Source organism: Mycobacterium sp. Root265, from assembly GCF_001428895.1.
Classification (GTDB): domain Bacteria; phylum Actinomycetota; class Actinomycetes; order Mycobacteriales; family Mycobacteriaceae; genus Mycobacterium.
Map to the genome: position 1 here is coordinate 38,292 of NZ_LMJA01000029.1, position 15,865 is coordinate 54,156.

18 protein-coding genes are annotated in these 15,865 nt (G+C 67.1%); 6 read left to right on the forward strand and 12 right to left on the reverse strand.

The genetic code is table 11. The features are described from left to right. Window positions 1-7: 7 nt before the first annotated feature. Window positions 8-880 carry a sigma-70 family RNA polymerase sigma factor gene (locus ASE48_RS20825; protein WP_057169062.1) on the reverse strand — a complete coding sequence of 291 codons (873 nt, stop codon included), beginning with the start codon at window positions 878-880 and terminating at the stop codon, window positions 8-10. A gap of 80 nt (window positions 881-960) precedes the next feature. Here ASE48_RS20825 and ASE48_RS20830 point away from each other — a divergent pair, with 80 nt between their 5' ends. After that, the gene (locus tag ASE48_RS20830) at window positions 961-1,344 is read left to right on the forward strand and encodes a DoxX family protein (RefSeq protein WP_057169362.1); all 384 of its coding nucleotides are present in this window, start codon (window positions 961-963) and stop codon (window positions 1,342-1,344) included. Here ASE48_RS20830 and ASE48_RS20835 read toward each other — a convergent pair. From ASE48_RS20835 to ASE48_RS20850, 4 genes are all read right to left on the reverse strand, one after another. Continuing rightward, window positions 1,341-2,579 (reverse strand): fatty acid desaturase family protein, encoded by a 1,239-nt coding sequence (locus ASE48_RS20835; protein WP_057169063.1) that lies wholly within the window; start codon window positions 2,577-2,579, stop codon window positions 1,341-1,343. The two genes, ASE48_RS20830 and ASE48_RS20835, sit on opposite strands and share 4 nt — an antisense overlap. 10 nt (window positions 2,580-2,589) lie before the next feature. Beyond that, window positions 2,590-3,723 carry a ferredoxin reductase gene (locus ASE48_RS20840; RefSeq protein ID WP_057169064.1) on the reverse strand — a complete coding sequence of 378 codons (1,134 nt, stop codon included), beginning with the start codon at window positions 3,721-3,723 and terminating at the stop codon, window positions 2,590-2,592. Window positions 3,724-3,816: 93 nt separating this feature from the next. Then, window positions 3,817-4,593 carry an SDR family oxidoreductase gene (locus ASE48_RS20845; RefSeq protein WP_057169065.1) on the reverse strand — a complete coding sequence of 259 codons (777 nt, stop codon included), beginning with the start codon at window positions 4,591-4,593 and terminating at the stop codon, window positions 3,817-3,819. Further along, a complete protein-coding gene (locus ASE48_RS20850; RefSeq protein ID WP_057169066.1) occupies window positions 4,590-5,231 on the reverse strand; it encodes a TetR/AcrR family transcriptional regulator in 642 nt (213 codons plus the stop codon). Before ASE48_RS20850 ends, ASE48_RS20845 begins: the two co-directional genes overlap by 4 nt. A 141-nt stretch (window positions 5,232-5,372) precedes the next feature. On the opposite strand from ASE48_RS20850, the gene ASE48_RS32815 reads away from it, so the two are divergent. Next, window positions 5,373-5,486, forward strand: coding sequence for a hypothetical protein (locus ASE48_RS32815; protein ID WP_200962227.1), 114 nt, complete (start codon window positions 5,373-5,375; stop codon window positions 5,484-5,486). An 81-nt stretch (window positions 5,487-5,567) separates the two neighbouring features. Here ASE48_RS32815 and ASE48_RS20855 read toward each other — a convergent pair whose 3' ends face one another. Then, window positions 5,568-6,182, reverse strand: a complete 615-nt coding sequence (locus tag ASE48_RS20855; RefSeq protein ID WP_057169067.1) for a TetR/AcrR family transcriptional regulator — start codon at window positions 6,180-6,182, stop codon at window positions 5,568-5,570. 134 nt (window positions 6,183-6,316) lie between these two features. Between ASE48_RS20855 and ASE48_RS20860 the strand changes: the two genes are divergently transcribed. Then, window positions 6,317-7,225 (forward strand): SDR family NAD(P)-dependent oxidoreductase, encoded by a 909-nt coding sequence (locus ASE48_RS20860; protein ID WP_057169068.1) that lies wholly within the window; start codon window positions 6,317-6,319, stop codon window positions 7,223-7,225. On the opposite strand, the gene ASE48_RS20865 is transcribed toward ASE48_RS20860, so the two are convergent. The 6 genes from ASE48_RS20865 to ASE48_RS20890 form a co-directional block, all read right to left on the reverse strand. Continuing rightward, window positions 7,222-8,001 (reverse strand): ABC transporter ATP-binding protein, encoded by a 780-nt coding sequence (locus ASE48_RS20865; protein ID WP_057169069.1) that lies wholly within the window; start codon window positions 7,999-8,001, stop codon window positions 7,222-7,224. The two genes, ASE48_RS20860 and ASE48_RS20865, sit on opposite strands and share 4 nt — an antisense overlap. Then, window positions 7,985-9,010, reverse strand: coding sequence for a taurine ABC transporter substrate-binding protein (locus tag ASE48_RS20870; RefSeq protein WP_057169070.1), 1,026 nt, complete (start codon window positions 9,008-9,010; stop codon window positions 7,985-7,987). Before ASE48_RS20870 ends, ASE48_RS20865 begins: the two co-directional genes overlap by 17 nt. After that, a complete protein-coding gene (locus ASE48_RS20875) occupies window positions 9,011-9,874 on the reverse strand; it encodes an ABC transporter permease (protein ID WP_057169071.1) in 864 nt (287 codons plus the stop codon). Between the two features lie 159 nt (window positions 9,875-10,033). After that, window positions 10,034-10,651: a DUF3159 domain-containing protein gene (locus ASE48_RS20880; protein ID WP_057169072.1), complete on the reverse strand. Its 618-nt coding sequence runs from the start codon at window positions 10,649-10,651 to the stop codon at window positions 10,034-10,036. A gap of 23 nt (window positions 10,652-10,674) precedes the next feature. Beyond that, a complete protein-coding gene (locus ASE48_RS20885; RefSeq protein ID WP_162264255.1) occupies window positions 10,675-11,031 on the reverse strand; it encodes a hypothetical protein in 357 nt (118 codons plus the stop codon). A 95-nt stretch (window positions 11,032-11,126) separates the two neighbouring features. Further along, entirely contained in the window at window positions 11,127-11,558 is a 432-nt protein-coding gene (locus tag ASE48_RS20890) for a hypothetical protein (RefSeq protein ID WP_057169074.1), read from the reverse strand. Between the two features lie 110 nt (window positions 11,559-11,668). On the opposite strand from ASE48_RS20890, the gene ASE48_RS20895 reads away from it, so the two are divergent. The 3 genes from ASE48_RS20895 to pntB all read left to right on the forward strand — a co-directional run bounded on the left by ASE48_RS20895 (window position 11,669) and on the right by pntB (window position 15,861). Next, window positions 11,669-12,676, forward strand: a complete 1,008-nt coding sequence (locus ASE48_RS20895) for a magnesium transporter CorA family protein (RefSeq protein ID WP_082614357.1) — start codon at window positions 11,669-11,671, stop codon at window positions 12,674-12,676. 171 nt (window positions 12,677-12,847) lie between these two features. After that, window positions 12,848-14,374: a Re/Si-specific NAD(P)(+) transhydrogenase subunit alpha gene (locus ASE48_RS20900; protein WP_057169075.1), complete on the forward strand. Its 1,527-nt coding sequence runs from the start codon at window positions 12,848-12,850 to the stop codon at window positions 14,372-14,374. Between the two features lie 65 nt (window positions 14,375-14,439). Then, a complete protein-coding gene (gene pntB, locus ASE48_RS20905) occupies window positions 14,440-15,861 on the forward strand; it encodes a Re/Si-specific NAD(P)(+) transhydrogenase subunit beta (RefSeq protein WP_057169364.1) in 1,422 nt (473 codons plus the stop codon). Window positions 15,862-15,865: the final 4 nt, after the last annotated feature.

Below are 15,865 nucleotides of genomic sequence, written 5' to 3' on the forward strand. Positions count from 1 at the left end.
CGCCAGATTAGTCCTCGGGTTCCGGAGCGGGCAGCGACATCTGGGCCAGTCGGGCGGGGTCGATGATCGACACGATCCCGACCAGGCGGCCGCCGTCGACCGTGCAGGCCATCACGCTCAGCGGCCGCCCGGACCGGCCCCACGCCAGGATGCCGGGTTCGCCGTTGACCGACACCCGCCGCGCCAGGACCTGGGAGCCCTGGCCGCGCCGCACCGCATCGATGACGGCCGCGGCCCCGGTCCCGCTGATCACGCCGGCGACGGTGTGACGCTGCCAGTGCACCTCGGGATCGAGCACGCGCAGCAACGCCTCGAAGTCACCGTCGCGGGCGGCGGCCAGGAACGCGTCGACGACGGCGCGCTGTTCCTCTTTCCGGCGATGCTCCCCGGTGGGCGCCGGCACGTCCTGCACCTTGCGGCGGGCCCGGCTAGCCGCCATCTTGGCCGCATCGGCCGACTTGTCGAGGATCTGCCCGATCTCGGCGAACGGCACGGCGAACATGTCGTGCAGTACGAACGCGAGGCGTTCATCGGGGCGCAGCGATCCCAGCACCACCAGCATCGCCAACCCGACCGAGTCCGCGAGCACCGCGGCGTCCTCCGGGGTGTCGGCATCCTCGGTCACGACGAGCTCGGAGATGGGCACTTCGGGACGGCTGCTGCGCGCCCGCAGCATGTCGACACAGATGCGGCCGACGACGGTCGTCAGCCAGCCCGCGATGTTGTCGATCGCCCTCGCGTCCTGACGGGACAGCCGCAGCCATGCCTCCTGCACGGCGTCCTCGGCCTCCGATCGCGACCCCAGCACGCGGTGGGCGACCGCGAGCAGCCGCGGGCGCTGCGCCTGGAAGTGCTGCGCCAGTTGTGTCTCGGCCGTCATCGGTTACCTCTCGTCGCGTGGATCCGTCACAGAGATGACGAGTCGGCGCGTACCGACGTAACCACGAGATGAGGATTTTCATGCACGCAACACTGTGGACCGTGACGATCATCGCCGCGCTCGCCTACGGCGCCGGCGGTGCGAGCCTGCTGCTCATGTCACGGCAGCGCTACCGGGCCCTGGCCGCCAGCCAGCGCTGGGTCGACGATTTCGGCGACGGACACCTGACCGTGATCGCGGCGATCAAACTGATCGGCGCGGCCGGCGTGGTGCTGCCCGTGGCGACCGGGATCGCGCCGGTACTCACCCCGATGGCGGCCTGCGGGCTGGCGCTGTTCATGGCCGGGGCGGCCACCACCCGGTTCCGGCGCAGCGAGTGGCCCGCCATGTTCGGCGACACCGTCTTTCTCCTGGTGTTCGTTTTCCTGGCGTGGGGCTGGTTCGGCGTCCTGGCCAATGGCTAGGCGGCGGCGATCTCCCCGGACTTGAGTTCGCGGATCGCGGTGCGCAGCCCACGCCGCTTACCGGTACTCGGGTCCACGCCGAAGGTGTCGCGCACACCACCGCGGATCCGGAACTTGAGTTCGGAGTTGGTCTCCGGCGCGTCATCGGCGGTCGCCTTGAGGAACCGGTTCGGCAGGGCCAGCTTCGCGATGGTCCAGAATGACTGACTGTATTGCCGCAGAAGGGGACCCGTCGTGTACGGCAGATCGTACTTCTCACACAGCGCCTGTACGCGCTCGGCGATCTCGGCGTACCGGTTGCTCGGCAGGTCGGGGAACAGGTGGTGCTCGATCTGGTAGCAGAGGTTGCCGCTCATGAAGGCCATGATCGGGCCGGCATGGAAGTTGGCCGAGCCGAGCATCTGCCGCAGGTACCACTCGGCATGGGTTTCCTGCTCGAACTCCTCCTTGGTGAATTTCTCTGCGCCGTCGGGGAAGTGGCCGCAGAAGATGACCATGTAGGACCAGTAGTTACGAATGAGATTGGCCACCGCGTTGGCGCCCAGGGTGTGCTTCCAGTTCCGTCCGGCCAAGGCCGGGAAGACGATGTAGTCCTTGCCGACCTGCTTGCCGACCTTCTTGCCGATGATGCGCAGGTCCTTGCGCATCTCGCCCATGGTCTTCTCACCCTTGCGCCACTTGGTCGTCTCGACACCGTGCAGGGCGACGCCCCACTCGAAAAGGGTGCCCAGCAGGAAGTTGTAGACCGGGTTGCCGATCATCCACTTCTCCCAGCGTTGATCGCGGGTGAGACGCATGATGCCGTAACCGATATCGTCATCGAGGCCGACGACGTTGGTGTACTTGTGGTGGATGTAGTTGTGCGACTTCTTCCAGTGCACTGTCGGTGACGTGGTGTCCCACTCCCATTCCGTGGAGTGGATCTCCGGATCGTTCATCCAGTCCCACTGACCGTGGGTGATGTTGTGCCCGAGTTCCATGTTCTCGATGATCTTGGCCGCGGCGAGCATGCCCGTTCCTGCCACCCAGGCGAACTTGTTGCGGCTCTTGAACAGTGCGATACGCCCGCCCACGGCCAGTCCGCGCTGCAGCTGGATGGCCCTGCGGATGTAGCGCGCGTCGCGTTCGCCACGGGATTCCTCGATGTCGGTCCGGATCGCGTCCAGCTCGCGTTCGAGTTCGGCGACGTCCTCGGGCGTCAGGTGTGCGTATTCCTTGATATCGGTGATGGCCATGCTGAGCCTCCTAGACGTTGATGGTGCAGTTGCCGGACACTGCCGAGATACAGGTCTGAATGCGGTCGCCCTCGCCGTGCTCGGTTCCGGACCGGAAGTCCCGGACGTGGCCGGATTCCAAAGGCAACACGCAGGTTTGGCAGATACCCATCCGGCAGCCGAACGGCATCTGGATACCCACCTTCTCGCCGGCTTCCAGCAGCGAGGTGGCACCGTCGACTTCGACGGTCTTGTCCGACAGGGCGAACGTCACGGTGCCACCCTCACCGCCCTTGTCGGTTCGGGCGATGACGAAGCGCTCCATGTGCAGTTGGTCCTCGGGCACGCCGGCCTCGGTCCACACCTTTTCGATCGTGTCGAGCATCGCGGGCGGGCCGCACGCCCAGGTGGGCCGTTCCTTCCAGTCCGGGACGATGTGTTCGAGGTCGCCGAAATCGAGGTGTCCCGCCTCGTCGGTCAGCTGCAGGTGCAGCCGATAATCCGTCCGGCCGTCGTGCAACTCCTGCAACTCGTCGTGAAAGATCACGTCGCCCGCGGACGGGGCGGAGTGCACGTGCACGATGTCGGCGGACTGGCCGCGCGCCGCGATCGACCGCAACATCGCCATCACGGGCGTGATTCCGCTGCCCGCGGTGACGAACAGCGCTTTGGCCGGTGGCGGGTCGGGCATCGCGAAGTCGCCCTTCGGCGCCGCCAGGCGAACGATCGTTCCGGATTCCACGCCGTTCACCAGGTGCGTCGACAGGAAACCCTCCGGCGTGGCCTTGACTGTGATCGAGATGAGCTTGTTGTCACGCTTGGGGACCGAGGTCAGCGAGTAGGACCGCCAGTGCCACCGGCCGTTGATCCGCAGACCGATCCCGACGTACTGGCCGGGTTGATAGTCGGCCGCGAATCCCCACCCCGGCTTGATGATCACCGTGGCGGAGTCCTCGGTTTCCCTGCGCACATCCACCACCTCGCCGCGCAGTTCGCGGGCGGTCCACAGCGGGTTGAGCATCTTGAGGTAGTCGTCGGGCAGCAGCGGGGTCGTCATGCGCGCTGCCAGGCCACGGATCATGTTGATCTTCGGCGTGGTGGCGGTGGCCACGTCGCGCGCGGGCGCTTCACTCCATCGGGTCAGTCCACGCAGATTCAGCACCATGGCACGCCCCTTGGGACAGTCTTCGGTGAACACATGTACACCGGACTACCCGCCTGCGACGCGGTTCACACATCGCGGTGAAAACTGCCCGCCTCAGCGGATGGTGCTGAGCCCGCCGTCCACCGGAATGATGGTCCCGGTGATGTAGCTGCTGGCCCGGCTGGCCAGGAACACGGCGATGCCGGCCATGTCATCGGGCTGACCCACCCGCTTCAACGGCAGCGCCGCGCCGACGGCCTCTTCCCCGGCGGACATCAGCACCTTGGTCATCTTCGACGGGAAGAGCCCGGGCGCGATCGCGTTGACCAGGATCTTAGGCGCCAGCTCCCCGGACAGGTGCCGGGTCAGCATGTGCACGGCGGCCTTGCTGGCGCTGTAGGAGAAGTTGTCGCGGCCGATCTCCGGCACGAAGAACCCGTCGATGCTGCCGGTGTTGATCACCCGCGCCGGGTCCTCCTCGGTGGCGGCGGCCTCCAGCAGCGGCACCAGCGCCCGGGTCAGCAGGAAGACGCCCTTGACGTTGACGTCGAAGACCTTGTCGAAGCCTGATTCCGGGAACTCGCCGAACGGCGCGCCCCAGGCCGCGCCGGCGTTGTTGAACAGCACGTGGACGGCGTCCTCACGGGCCGCCACGGCGTCGGCGAGGGTCTGCACGCCCTCGGCGGCGCCCAGGTCGGCGGGGATCCCCTCGACGGCGCCCAGCGGTGACAGCTCGGCGACCACCGATTCCAGTTCGGCTTCCTTGCGGGCCGCCAGGTAAACCTTGGCCGCGCCCGCCTGCAGCAGGCCGCGGGCGATCATCACGCCGATACCGCGGCCGCCACCGGTGACCACGGCGACCTTGCCGTCGAGGGAGAACAGGCCGGTCATTTCTGGGCACCGCCCAGGGGCTGTTCGTTGCGGATCGTCTCGTCGCGGATCAGCCCCCGCAGCAGCGCGGTGCTGAACTCCACCGCGATCTCCTGGGCGGTGCGGCGGCCGTGCGGGCGCAGCCAGCGGTAGGCGCCGAGCGTCATGCCGATGTAGCCGAGCGCCAGCACATGCGAGTCGCAGTCGTAGAACTCGCCGCTGGCGATGCCGCGGTCGATGACATCGCGGACATGCTCGTAGACGGTGGACTCGGCCTTGCGGATGTAGGCGACCTGCTCCTCGGTGAACCATTCCGAGATATAGGGGCCCTCCTGGAAGTAGACGGCGGCGGCCTCCAGATCGTTGGCGATGCCGGTGAGCAGCCGCCGGGTGAAGTGGTAGATCGTCTCCCGGGCGGTGGCAGTGGGATCATCGTGCAGGGCGTCGACGGTGAAGTCGGCGGTGCGTTTGTAGATGTCCCAGAGGATCAGCGACTTGCTGGCGTAGTAGTGGTAGACAGTGGCCTTGTTGAGGCCGACCGCGTCGGCCACATCGTCCATCCGGGTGCCGTGGTACCCACGGGCGGCGAACAGCTTGGCGGCGACCGCCAGCAACTCGTCGCGGCGGGACGATCCGTTGGGTGCCGACTCGGTGGACATGACTACTCACTATCTGCAGACCGGGGTGAACCGGGATTACCAATCAACTGGTTGGCCAGTCTAGGCATTAAGACGGTTACGGTGTCCCGACATGTGCGGTTAGGTCTAAACTCCTGAGAAAGCGGCCGTGCCTGGGAGGTACTGATGGATCCGAATCCTGATTACGACATCAGCGATGAAGGCGAGTTCTTCTTCAGCTGGCTGGCTTGGGGTCTTCGCGGCGTCTACCCGCCCCCGGCCTACCCGCCGGTCTAGACCGTCCGACACAGAAGCACCCGCACGCCTTGGCGTGACGGGTGCTTTTCTGCATTCGGGGCCATGCTGCCGCGTCCGGTCTCACGCCTCGCCGGGTGGTGCGATGTGTGCGCCGACGGTGTCGAAGGCTTTGGCGATGAGGTCGCGTAGCGCCTGAGCGCCGCGGGCGGGATCCCAGAACCGGTAGGCGGTGGTCGCGGCGGCGTCGGCTGTGGCGACCACGAGCGCGGCCTGAAACTCCGTCATGCCCGCGTCCATGGCCCGCCGGGTCGCCCAGGCGGTCAGCGCCTGACGAAACTGGTCCCCGAAGGAACGTCCACTGTCGGCGAGCACCCTGTTGCGCTGCAACAGATCACGCTGGACGACCATTTGTTCGCCGACCGAATCCACGGTCGCGATCAGAACCTCGCGCAGTGAGGTCCACACAGGCTCGTCGGCCGGTCGGGCATCGAGGAGCGCCTGATAGGCCGCAAGCTCTTCGGGGTCCGCGTCGAAGACGACCGCATCCTTGGAGCCGAAGTAGTTGAAGAAGGTTGCCCTGGAGACATTGGCCTCGGCGGCGATCATGTCAATGCTGACGTCGGCATAGTCGTGATCACGGAGTAACCGGGTGGCAGCACCCCGAATTTCCCGCCACGTGTGCAGCTTCTTGCGCGCCCGCAGACCGAGCGGGCGCTGCGCCTCGGCGTAAAACATAGACTCAGTCTACTATTGGATGGAGTCTGAGAATCAGTTTCGCCGGAATGCGCCGCACGAGCGGCTCGCCGGCTTGAGCGTGACGGAGGTCCATTGATGCGAAGAGACCGAGAACCGCGGCATCCTGGGCTCCGATGACGCAGGATCCCGCAGCGGCCGGCCGGCCCGTCGTGGTGATCACGGGCGCCACCAGCGGCATCGGCGAGCTGGCCGCCATAGACCTTGCGCGTCGCGGCATGCACCTCGTCCTCACCGCCCGGAACCGGCGACGTGCCGACCTGACCGTGGCCAGGATCCGGCAGGCGGCGCCGGCTGCCGATGTTGACATCGTCGACGCAGACTTCACCGATCTCGCCGGCACCAGGGACGCCGGGACCGAGATAGTCGAACGCTTCGAACGCTTCGACACCTTGATCAACAACGCGGGTGTTCACACCATGAACCAGCGGACCACGAATTGTGGCCTCCCCGAGATGATCACCGTCAACTATCTGGCGCCGTGGCTGTTCACCGGCACCGTCCTGCCGGCACTGCGGCGCGCCGACCAGGCCCGCATCATCACTGTCGCCTCCGAGGCCTCGCGCCGCCACGGCTTGCTGAAGATACCGGAGGACCTCACCGACATCCGCCCGTTCAACGCTCTCCAGTCGTCGCCGATCTACGGCAAGACCAAGCTGCTCGACATCATGTTCAGCCTCGAACTGGCCGACCGACTCGCCGGCACCGCGGTCAGCGCGACATGTCTGAACCCGGGCTACAACACCACCGGGCTCGGACGCGAATTGCCGTTCGCCGCAACGCTGGAGCGCATCCTGCATGCGCTGAACATCGGAGATCCCGACCACGGCGCCGGCCTCATCGTGCAACTCGCCACCGAAGGCGGGTTGGAGTCAGGAGGCTATTACTCGGGCCGATCCGCCCGCCGCGTCACTCCGGTGGCACCGGGCGATGACCCCACCGCCCGACGACGGCTCTGGCAAGCCACCGCAGAGTTGTTGAGCGCCAGAGGATTCTCGGGTATCTACCCCGAGACAGAGGGTTAAGCGGCGGCCGCCTTCACCGCGTCGCTGACCTCATTGCGCAGCTTCAGGAACTCCGATGACTTGCGCAGCTCGTCGGCCTCGATCCCGGAACGCGGCAGCTCCGAGGGCAGGTCGAGTGCGACCTTGCCGGGCCGGCGGGTCAGCACCACGATCCGCGATCCCAGGAAGGCGGCCTCGTCGGCGCTGTGGGTGACGAACACCGTGGTGCGCCCCGACTCGGCGCTGACCTGACGCACGTCGTCCTGCAGCCGTTCGCGGGTCAGCGCGTCCAGTGCGGCGAACGGTTCGTCGAGCAGGAACAGCGGGGTCTCGGCCGCCAGTGCCCGCGCGATCGCGACGCGCTGCTGCTGCCCACCGCTGATCTCCCAGATCTTGCGGTTGCCGGTGCCCTCCAGCCCGACGCGCTCCAGGAGCTGATCGCGTCGCTCGGCGCGCCGCTCGCGAGGCACCTTCGCGTATTTGAGAGCCAGGTCGACGTTGCCGCCGACGGTGCGCCAGGGGAACAGCCGCGGCTGCTGGAACACCACGCCCGAGGTGACACCTGGTGTGGGCGAGGCACCTTCGACGCGCACCTCACCCGCGGTGGGTTCCTCGAAGCCTGCGATCAGCCGTAGCAGCGTGCTCTTACCGCAGCCCGACGCGCCGACCAGCACCAGGAACGCGCCCGGCTCGACATCGAGATCGACCGGTCCCAGCGCGGTGACGTCACCGTAGCGATGCGCGACGTTCGCGATCCGCAGACCGCCGCGGGTGGCGATGTCACTGCTTGAGGGCATCGGGAAGACCCTTGGTGTAGATGGCGTCCTGGAACGTCTTCAGCGGTGCCGCCTCCGGGATCTGCTTCTGCTCGGCGAGGAACTCCGACGCGCTCTGCAGGTTGGCCGCGATGTTGCCGGGCTTGCCGTCCGACCCGAGCCACTCGGGGGAGGCGACCTCGGCCGGCGTCAGGTAGACGCCCTGCTTGAGCTGTCCGGCAAGGTCTTCCGGTGTCAGACCGACCTCGGCGGCGATGGCCTTGGCGGCGGCTTCCGGGTCATCTTTGATGACGTCGAGGGCCCGCGCTTCCTGCTGGCGCCAGATGTCGACGACCTCGGGGTGCGCGTCGGCGAACTCGGTGCGCACCGCGCCGAGGTCCAGCGTCGGCTTACCGTCCTTGGCCAGCTGGCGGCTGGTGATCAGGTCCTTGCCGGACTTGCGCAGGTCGTCCAGGGTGGGCAGCCAGGTGTAGGCGGCGTCGATGTCACCGCGGTCCCACGCCGCCAGGATCGCCTGGGGCTGCAGGTCGATCAGCTGAACGTCATTGGGCGTCAAGCCGTTCTGCGAGAGCGCCGCGAGCAGGCTGTAGTGGGCCGTCGACGCGAACGGGGTGGCGATCCGCTTGCCCTTCAGCTCGGGGATGGTGTTGACGTTCGCGGCGTTGCGCACCACCAGCGCCTCGTTGTCGCCGGCGACGTCGAGGACGAATGCCACCTTGTAGGGGATGTTCAGCGGGGCGGACAGGCCGCGTGCCACCGGGCTGGAACCCAGCGCACCGAAGTCGAGTTCCTTGGCGATGAACGCGGTGTTCACGTCGGCGCCGGAGTCGAACTTGATCCACTTGATGTTGAAGTCGGGCAGTGCCTCTTCGAGCCACTTGTTGTTCTTGACGATCAGGTCGCCGCTGGGGAAGGACTGGTAGCCGATGCGGATGGTCTCCTTGTCGGAGTCGCTTCCGGAGTTGTCCACCGCGCAACCGGCCAGCGCGAGAGCGCTGGCGGCAACTGCCAGTAGGGCTTTGAACTTCATCTAGATTTTTCCTCTCCAGGGGACGGCGCGCCGTTCGGCGGCGCGAAGTAGACCGTCGATGATCAGGCCCGAAAAGCCGATGGCGAAGATGCCGACCAGCACAACCGGCGTGTTGTTGTAATTGCTTGCGTCCTTGACCAATCCGCCGATACCGGGGATGCCGTTGAACAGTTCGGCGGCGACCACCGAGGAGTAGGCCATGCCGACCGCCAGCCGGATGCCGGTGAAGGTCTCCGGCAGCGCCGAGGGCACCACCACATCGCGGATCACCTGAATCCGGGTGGCGCCCAGCGCCCGGGCCGCTTCCTGCAGACCCACGGGCGCGGCGACGACGGCCGCCGTGGTGGCCACCGCGGCGGGCGGCAGCGCGGCCAGCGCCAGCAGGGTGATCTTCGGGGCCTCATCGATGCCGAGCCAGATCACCAGCAGGAAGAAGTAGGCCAGCGGCGGCAGCGCCCGCAGGAACGTCAGCCATGGCTCCAGCACGCTGCGCAGCCAGCCGACCGACCCCATCAACAGGCCGAGCAGGACACCGAGCACCACACCGATCACGACACCGGCGAAGACCCGGCGCAGCGTCATGTAGAGGTGCTCGTAGAGCAGGTAGCCGGCGTAGCCGCGGGTGCCGTCATGGGTGGTGGAGACGTCGATGAAGGCGCGCCACACCGTGCTCGGGTACGGCACGAAGGTCTCGTTCCAGATACCCAGGGTCGCGACGGTCTGCCAGACGGCGAAGAACACCAGGACCGAGAGCAGCGGCAACCCCGCCTTGGTGAGCAGGCCCTTCCACCGCTGGGAGGGTGCGGCCGAGCGCGACGGATCGACTTTCGGCTCGTCGGGCACGATATCAACGAAGACAGACACTGCTGGCCGACTTTCTCTTGCTGTGAGAGCTGTTGGAAGAAATGCGCTGGGGCGTTTGGCCTCAGCGGCAACAGCAAGGGTCGGCGGACAGCGACTTGTTCACCCGCGTATTAGAACCGCGGGGTGCCCGACCGGGAAGATCTGGAATCGCGGTGAGTTTTATCCCGCGGCGGGTCGCGGCAACGTGCGGATGGCGTACCGGACCGCCAGCACCATCAGCGTGGTGGTCACCAGGAACAGCGGCCAGCCCATGGCCAGCCGCGCCACCGCCAGCAGTTCGGCCCGGTCACTGTCGTACAGGTGGTTCTGCACCAGAAAGCGTGACCACGACACGGCGGCCATCACCGCGGTGACGACGTCGAAGGCCAGCCGTACCCGCGGTATCCGTCGCCACGCGCCGTCCCGTCCGGTCACCCATGCCCACACGACTCCGACCAGGGGGCGCCGGATCACGATGGATGCGGTGAACAGGATGGCCATCAGCAGGGCGATCCAGATACCGGGGAGATAGAAGTCCTTCGCCTGCCCGGTGACCAAGGCCAGTCCGGCGCATAGCGCCACGCCGGCGAATCCCCACAGTGCCGGCCGCAACGATTCCCGGTGCGCCAGTTGCCACGCCAGCGCCAGGGCGGCGACCGTCAGCGCCGCGACGACCGCGGGGATGCGTCCGAGCGCCGCGGCGGTCACCGCGTAGGTGGTGACCGGCAGCGCCGAATAGACCAGTCCGCGGATACCGCCCGCTCGTTCCAGCAGACCGTCCAGCGGCGCGTCCCTCACACCCGCCGAGCGTACCGATCCACCTAGGCGACGGGCTCCACCACGGTTTCAGTCTGTCGGCGCGCCCGAAGCGACGCCAAGGCCGAGGTGGTCGAGGCGGACAGCGTCGCGGCCCGGCTGCGGACGGTTCCGACCCAACCGTCCATGCGCGCGCGCAGTGGCACGCTCGGCTCCGGAATGGCCGGCAGCCAATCGTCGACCGTGGCGAGCACCCCGGCCGCCGGGGCCACCGGACCCAGTTTCTCGCGATAGGCCTCCCCGCAGCCGACGCAATTCACCTCGTAGCGAAGAAGATTCGGCCCCAGCTCGACGAAGGAGTACTCGGCCACCGCGACACAACGCGGGCAGCGGGCCTTACCGCGTTCGACCACGAATTCCATGGAGTACATGGTGGGGTCACCGGCGGCGGTGCGGATCAATCCGTCCCATGTCGATGCACGTTCGCAGCGCAAACGAGATGCGGCCTGCGTTTCCACTAGCGGGGGTTCTCGACGCGCCGCGGCGGATCGGTGATCACCTGACGATCGGGGGCGTCGTCACCGTCGCGCCGATGGTTCTTCACGTCGGGGTCGAGCTTGTCGATGTGTTTGCTGCGCTCGTCGAGATCCTCAAGATGGGTCGCGGCCGTCTCCTGATGAGAGGATGCCCGCTCACTGAGCCGCCGCGCCTCGGCAGCCTTGGCCTCGGCTTCGGCCGCCGCCGCACGCGCCCGGGCATCGGTCTCGTCGGCCAGTGCCTGCCGCTTGGCCACCTGCTCACGCTCGGATTCGAGTTCGGTGCGCAACCGCTGGGCCTCATCGCGCCTGCTCTGAGTGCGTTTGTTGCGGGCCAGCAGGATCAGGCCGACGACGACCACCAAGGCCACCACCGCCGCCACAATGATCCAGAGGGTGTTGTTGTCAGACATCTCGACTCCTTCGGAGGATGGACGCGCCGCATTTATCGACGCGCCCGGCAATTACGTGCATTCCCCGCAGTCCGCGTGCCGAAACTCTCCGACGAGGAATGATGGCGGGCGTGACGCAAGTGACAGGCCGGTTGTGGCGGAATGGCGAACCGCGCGACGACGAGTTCACCTTCGATGCGATCTCGGACTGCCTGGCCTCCGAGGACCAACTGGTATGGGCCGATATCTACGACCCGGACCACGACGCCCTGCTGGCACTGGCGCACGAGCTGCGCCTCAACATCTGGGCCGTCGAGGACGCGACCGCACCGAAGGAACGCACCAAAGCCGCTGTCTACCAATCACATACGTTCTTCACGGTGTACGCGCTGGACGTCCGCGATACCGACGGCGACAGCGATTCCATGCTGGTCAAGCACCGCATCTCGGCCTTCGTACTGCCCCGCGGACTCATCACCGTCCGGCTGCCGACCATCGGCGGTGAGGATCCCGCCTTCGATATCGGCGAGGTGTCCCGCCGCTTCGACGAACTCGGCGGGCAGTCCCACGGGGTCGGCTCGCTGGTGCACGGCCTACTCGACGTGGTGGTGGACGGACATTTCGATGCCGTCCAGGCCCTCGATGACGCCATCGAATCACTGGAAGATGAACTGTTCTCCGACGACGGGCCGCCACATGGCCTGCAGCGGCGGACCTTCCGGGTCCGCAAGGATCTGGTGGACCTGCGCCGGGTGGTGTTGCCGGTACGCGAGGTGGTCAGCACCATCCAGCACCGCCGGCTCGACGCCAAGACCTCACCCGAGCTCGACCCGCTCTACGCCGACCTGTACGACCACGTGCTGCGCGCCTCGGAATGGACGGAATCGCTCCGCGACATGGTCACCACCGTGTTCGAGACGAATCTGTCGTTGCAGGACGCCCGGCTGAACACCGTGATGAAGAAGCTCACCGGGTGGGCCGCGATCATCGCGGTGCCGACCGCGATCACCGGGTTCTACGGCCAGAACGTCCTCTATCCGGGACTGGAGACCGTCGGGGGCTTCCTCACCAGCTCGGCGCTGATCGTCGCGCTGGTGATGATCCTGTACGTGATGTTCAAGCGCCGCGACTGGCTCTAGGCACGCCACTTCGACCTGCTCCTCGCCTGACTCAGCGCGACCTCGACAGTGCGCAAATGCGCGATCCATCGACCGGAGATCGCGCATTTCGTCACGTTGGGCGGGTTAAGCGGACCGCTCACCGCCAGAGGGGCATGCGCACAATCGCGGCGTGGATGCGAGACTCTTCGGATGATCATCGGGATACCGCGCGAGTCTCAAGCAGGTGAGACTCGTGTTGCCGCCACGCCGCAGACCGTCGGCCAGATCCTCAAGCTCGGCTACTCCGTCGTCGTCGAATCCGGCGCCGGGGTCGCCTCGAGCTTCTCGGACGCCGCCTATGAGGAGGCCGGCGCCAGCATCGGCTCACCCTGGACCGCCGATGTCGTACTGAAGGTCAACGCACCCGAGGACGCCGAGATCGCCGCGGTCAAGGATGGCGCGACGCTGGTCAGCCTGATCTCTCCGGCACTGCGCCCCGAACTCCTCGAGAAGCTCTCGACCCGCCCCATCACCGTGCTGGCCATGGACGCGGTACCGCGCATCTCACGCGCCCAGTCCCTGGACGTGCTGTCCTCGATGGCCAACATCGCCGGCTACCGCGCCGTCGTGGAGGCCGCGCACGCGTTCGGCCGGTTCTTCACGGGGCAGGTCACCGCCGCGGGCAAGGTCCCCCCGGCCAAGGTGCTCGTCGTGGGCGCCGGGGTGGCCGGGCTGGCCGCGATCGGCGCCGCGGGCAGCATGGGCGCCATCGTGCGGGCCACCGACCCGCGACCCGAGGTCGCCGACCAGGTCAAGTCACTGGGCGGGGAGTACCTGTACGTCGACAAGGAGGCGGCCGAGGTCTCGGCCACCGGCTACGCCAAGGAGATGGGCGAGGACTACAAGGCCCGCGAGGCCGCGCTCTACGCCGAGCAGGCGGCCGACGTCGACATCATCATCACCACCGCACTGATCCCCGGCCGGCCGGCGCCCCGCATCATCACCGCCGACATGGTGGCCTCGATGAAGCCGGGCAGCGTGATCGTCGACATGGCCGCGGCCAACGGCGGCAACGTCGAGGGCACGGTGAAGGACCAGGCCATCCTCACCGACAACGGCGTGACGATCATCGGCTACACCGATCTGGCCGGGCGGCTACCGGCAACGGCTTCTCAGCTCTACGGCACCAACCTGGTGAACCTGCTCAAGTTGCTCACCCCGGAGAAGGACGGCCTCCTCACGCTGAACTTCGACGACGTCGTGCAGCGTTCGGTGACCGTCGTGCGCGACGGCCAGACCACCTGGCCCCCGCCACCGGTGCAGGTCTCGGCGGCCCCGGCGTCTGCTGCCGCGGCCGCCCCGGTCCAGGCCCCCAAGGCCAAGGAGCCGATGACGGCCGGGCGCCGGTTGGGCATCACGTTCGCCGCGGCCGCGGTGCTGTTCGCGCTGATCGCACTCTCCCCCGCCGCGCTGCAGGTGCACCTGACAGTCTTCGCCCTGGCGATCGTCATCGGGTACTACGTGATCGGCCACGTGCACCATGCGCTGCACACTCCGCTGATGTCGGTGACCAACGCGATCTCCGGGATCATCGTCGTCGGCGCCCTGCTGCAGATCGGTCACGAGAACACCCCGATCACGGTCCTCGCGACCGTGGCGATCCTGCTGGCCAGCATCAACGTGTTCGGCGGGTTCGCGGTGACGCGTCGCATGCTCGCAATGTTCTCTAGAAGCTGATGTTCTCCCGCAGCTAGCCCTGCGCCCCTTCCTCGACTCATCTGATCCGAATGGAAATGGATTCCATGCTCACGGTAGAGACTGCCGCCACCTCGGCCTACGTCGTCGCGGCCCTGCTGTTCATCCTCGCGCTGGCCGGGCTGTCCAAGCACGAAACGTCGAAGGCGGGCAACACCTTCGGCATGGCCGGCATGGCCGTCGCGCTCGTCGCGACCGTCGCGCTCGCGCTGAACCGCCACATCGAGCCGCTCGGGCTCGGGCTGCTGGTCGGGGCCATGGCGATCGGTGCCGCGATCGGTCTGTGGCGCGCCCGGGTGGTCGAGATGACCGGCATGCCCGAACTCATCGCGCTGCTGCACAGCTTCGTCGGTCTGGCCGCGGTACTGGTGGGCTGGAACGGCTACCTGCACGTCGAAGCCGATCCCGGCGGCGCCGAGGCGGCCGTCCTCGCCGGCGAAGGCCTGCTGGGCATCCACTCCGCCGAGGTGTTCGTCGGCGTCTTCATCGGTGCGGTCACCTTCACCGGCTCGATCGTGGCGAACCTCAAGCTGTCCGCCCGGATCAAATCCACACCGTTGATGCTGCCGGGCAAGAACTTCCTCAACGTGGGCGCGCTCGTCGTCTTCATCGCCCTCACCGTGTGGTTCGTCATCGACCCGCACCTGTGGCTGCTCGTCGTCGTCACGGTGCTGGCGCTGCTGCTCGGCTGGCACCTGGTCGCCTCCATCGGCGGCGGCGACATGCCCGTGGTGGTATCGATGCTCAACAGCTACTCCGGCTGGGCCGCGGCCGCCTCGGGCTTCCTGCTGTCCAACGACCTGCTGATCATCACCGGCGCGCTCGTGGGCTCCTCGGGTGCCTACCTGTCCTACATCATGTGCAAGGCCATGAACCGGTCCTTCATCTCCGTCATCGCCGGAGGCTTCGGCATCGAGGCCGGCCCCGCCGAGGACAAGGACTACGGCGAGCACCGCGAGATCAACGCCGACGCCGCCGCCGAACTGCTGTCCTCAGCCAGCTCGGTCATCATCACCCCCGGCTACGGCATGGCGGTGGCCCAGGCCCAGTACGGCGTGGCCGATCTGACCCGCAAGCTGCGCGAGCGCGGTATCAACGTCCGCTTCGGCATCCACCCCGTCGCCGGCCGGCTGCCCGGCCACATGAACGTGCTGCTGGCCGAAGCCAAAGTGCCCTACGACATCGTCCTGGAAATGGACGAGATCAACGACGACTTCGACGGCACCACCGTCGTGCTGGTCATCGGCGCCAACGACACCGTCAACCCCGCCGCCTCCGAAGACCCCTCCAGCCCGATCGCGGGGATGCCGGTGCTCACGGTGTGGAACGCCGACAACGTCATCGTCTTCAAGCGCTCCATGGCCTCGGGCTACGCCGGCGTGCAGAACCCGCTGTTCTTCCGGGACAACACCCAGATGCTCTTCGGCGACGCCAAGGACCGGGTGGACGCGATCAACGCCGCGCTGTGACGCC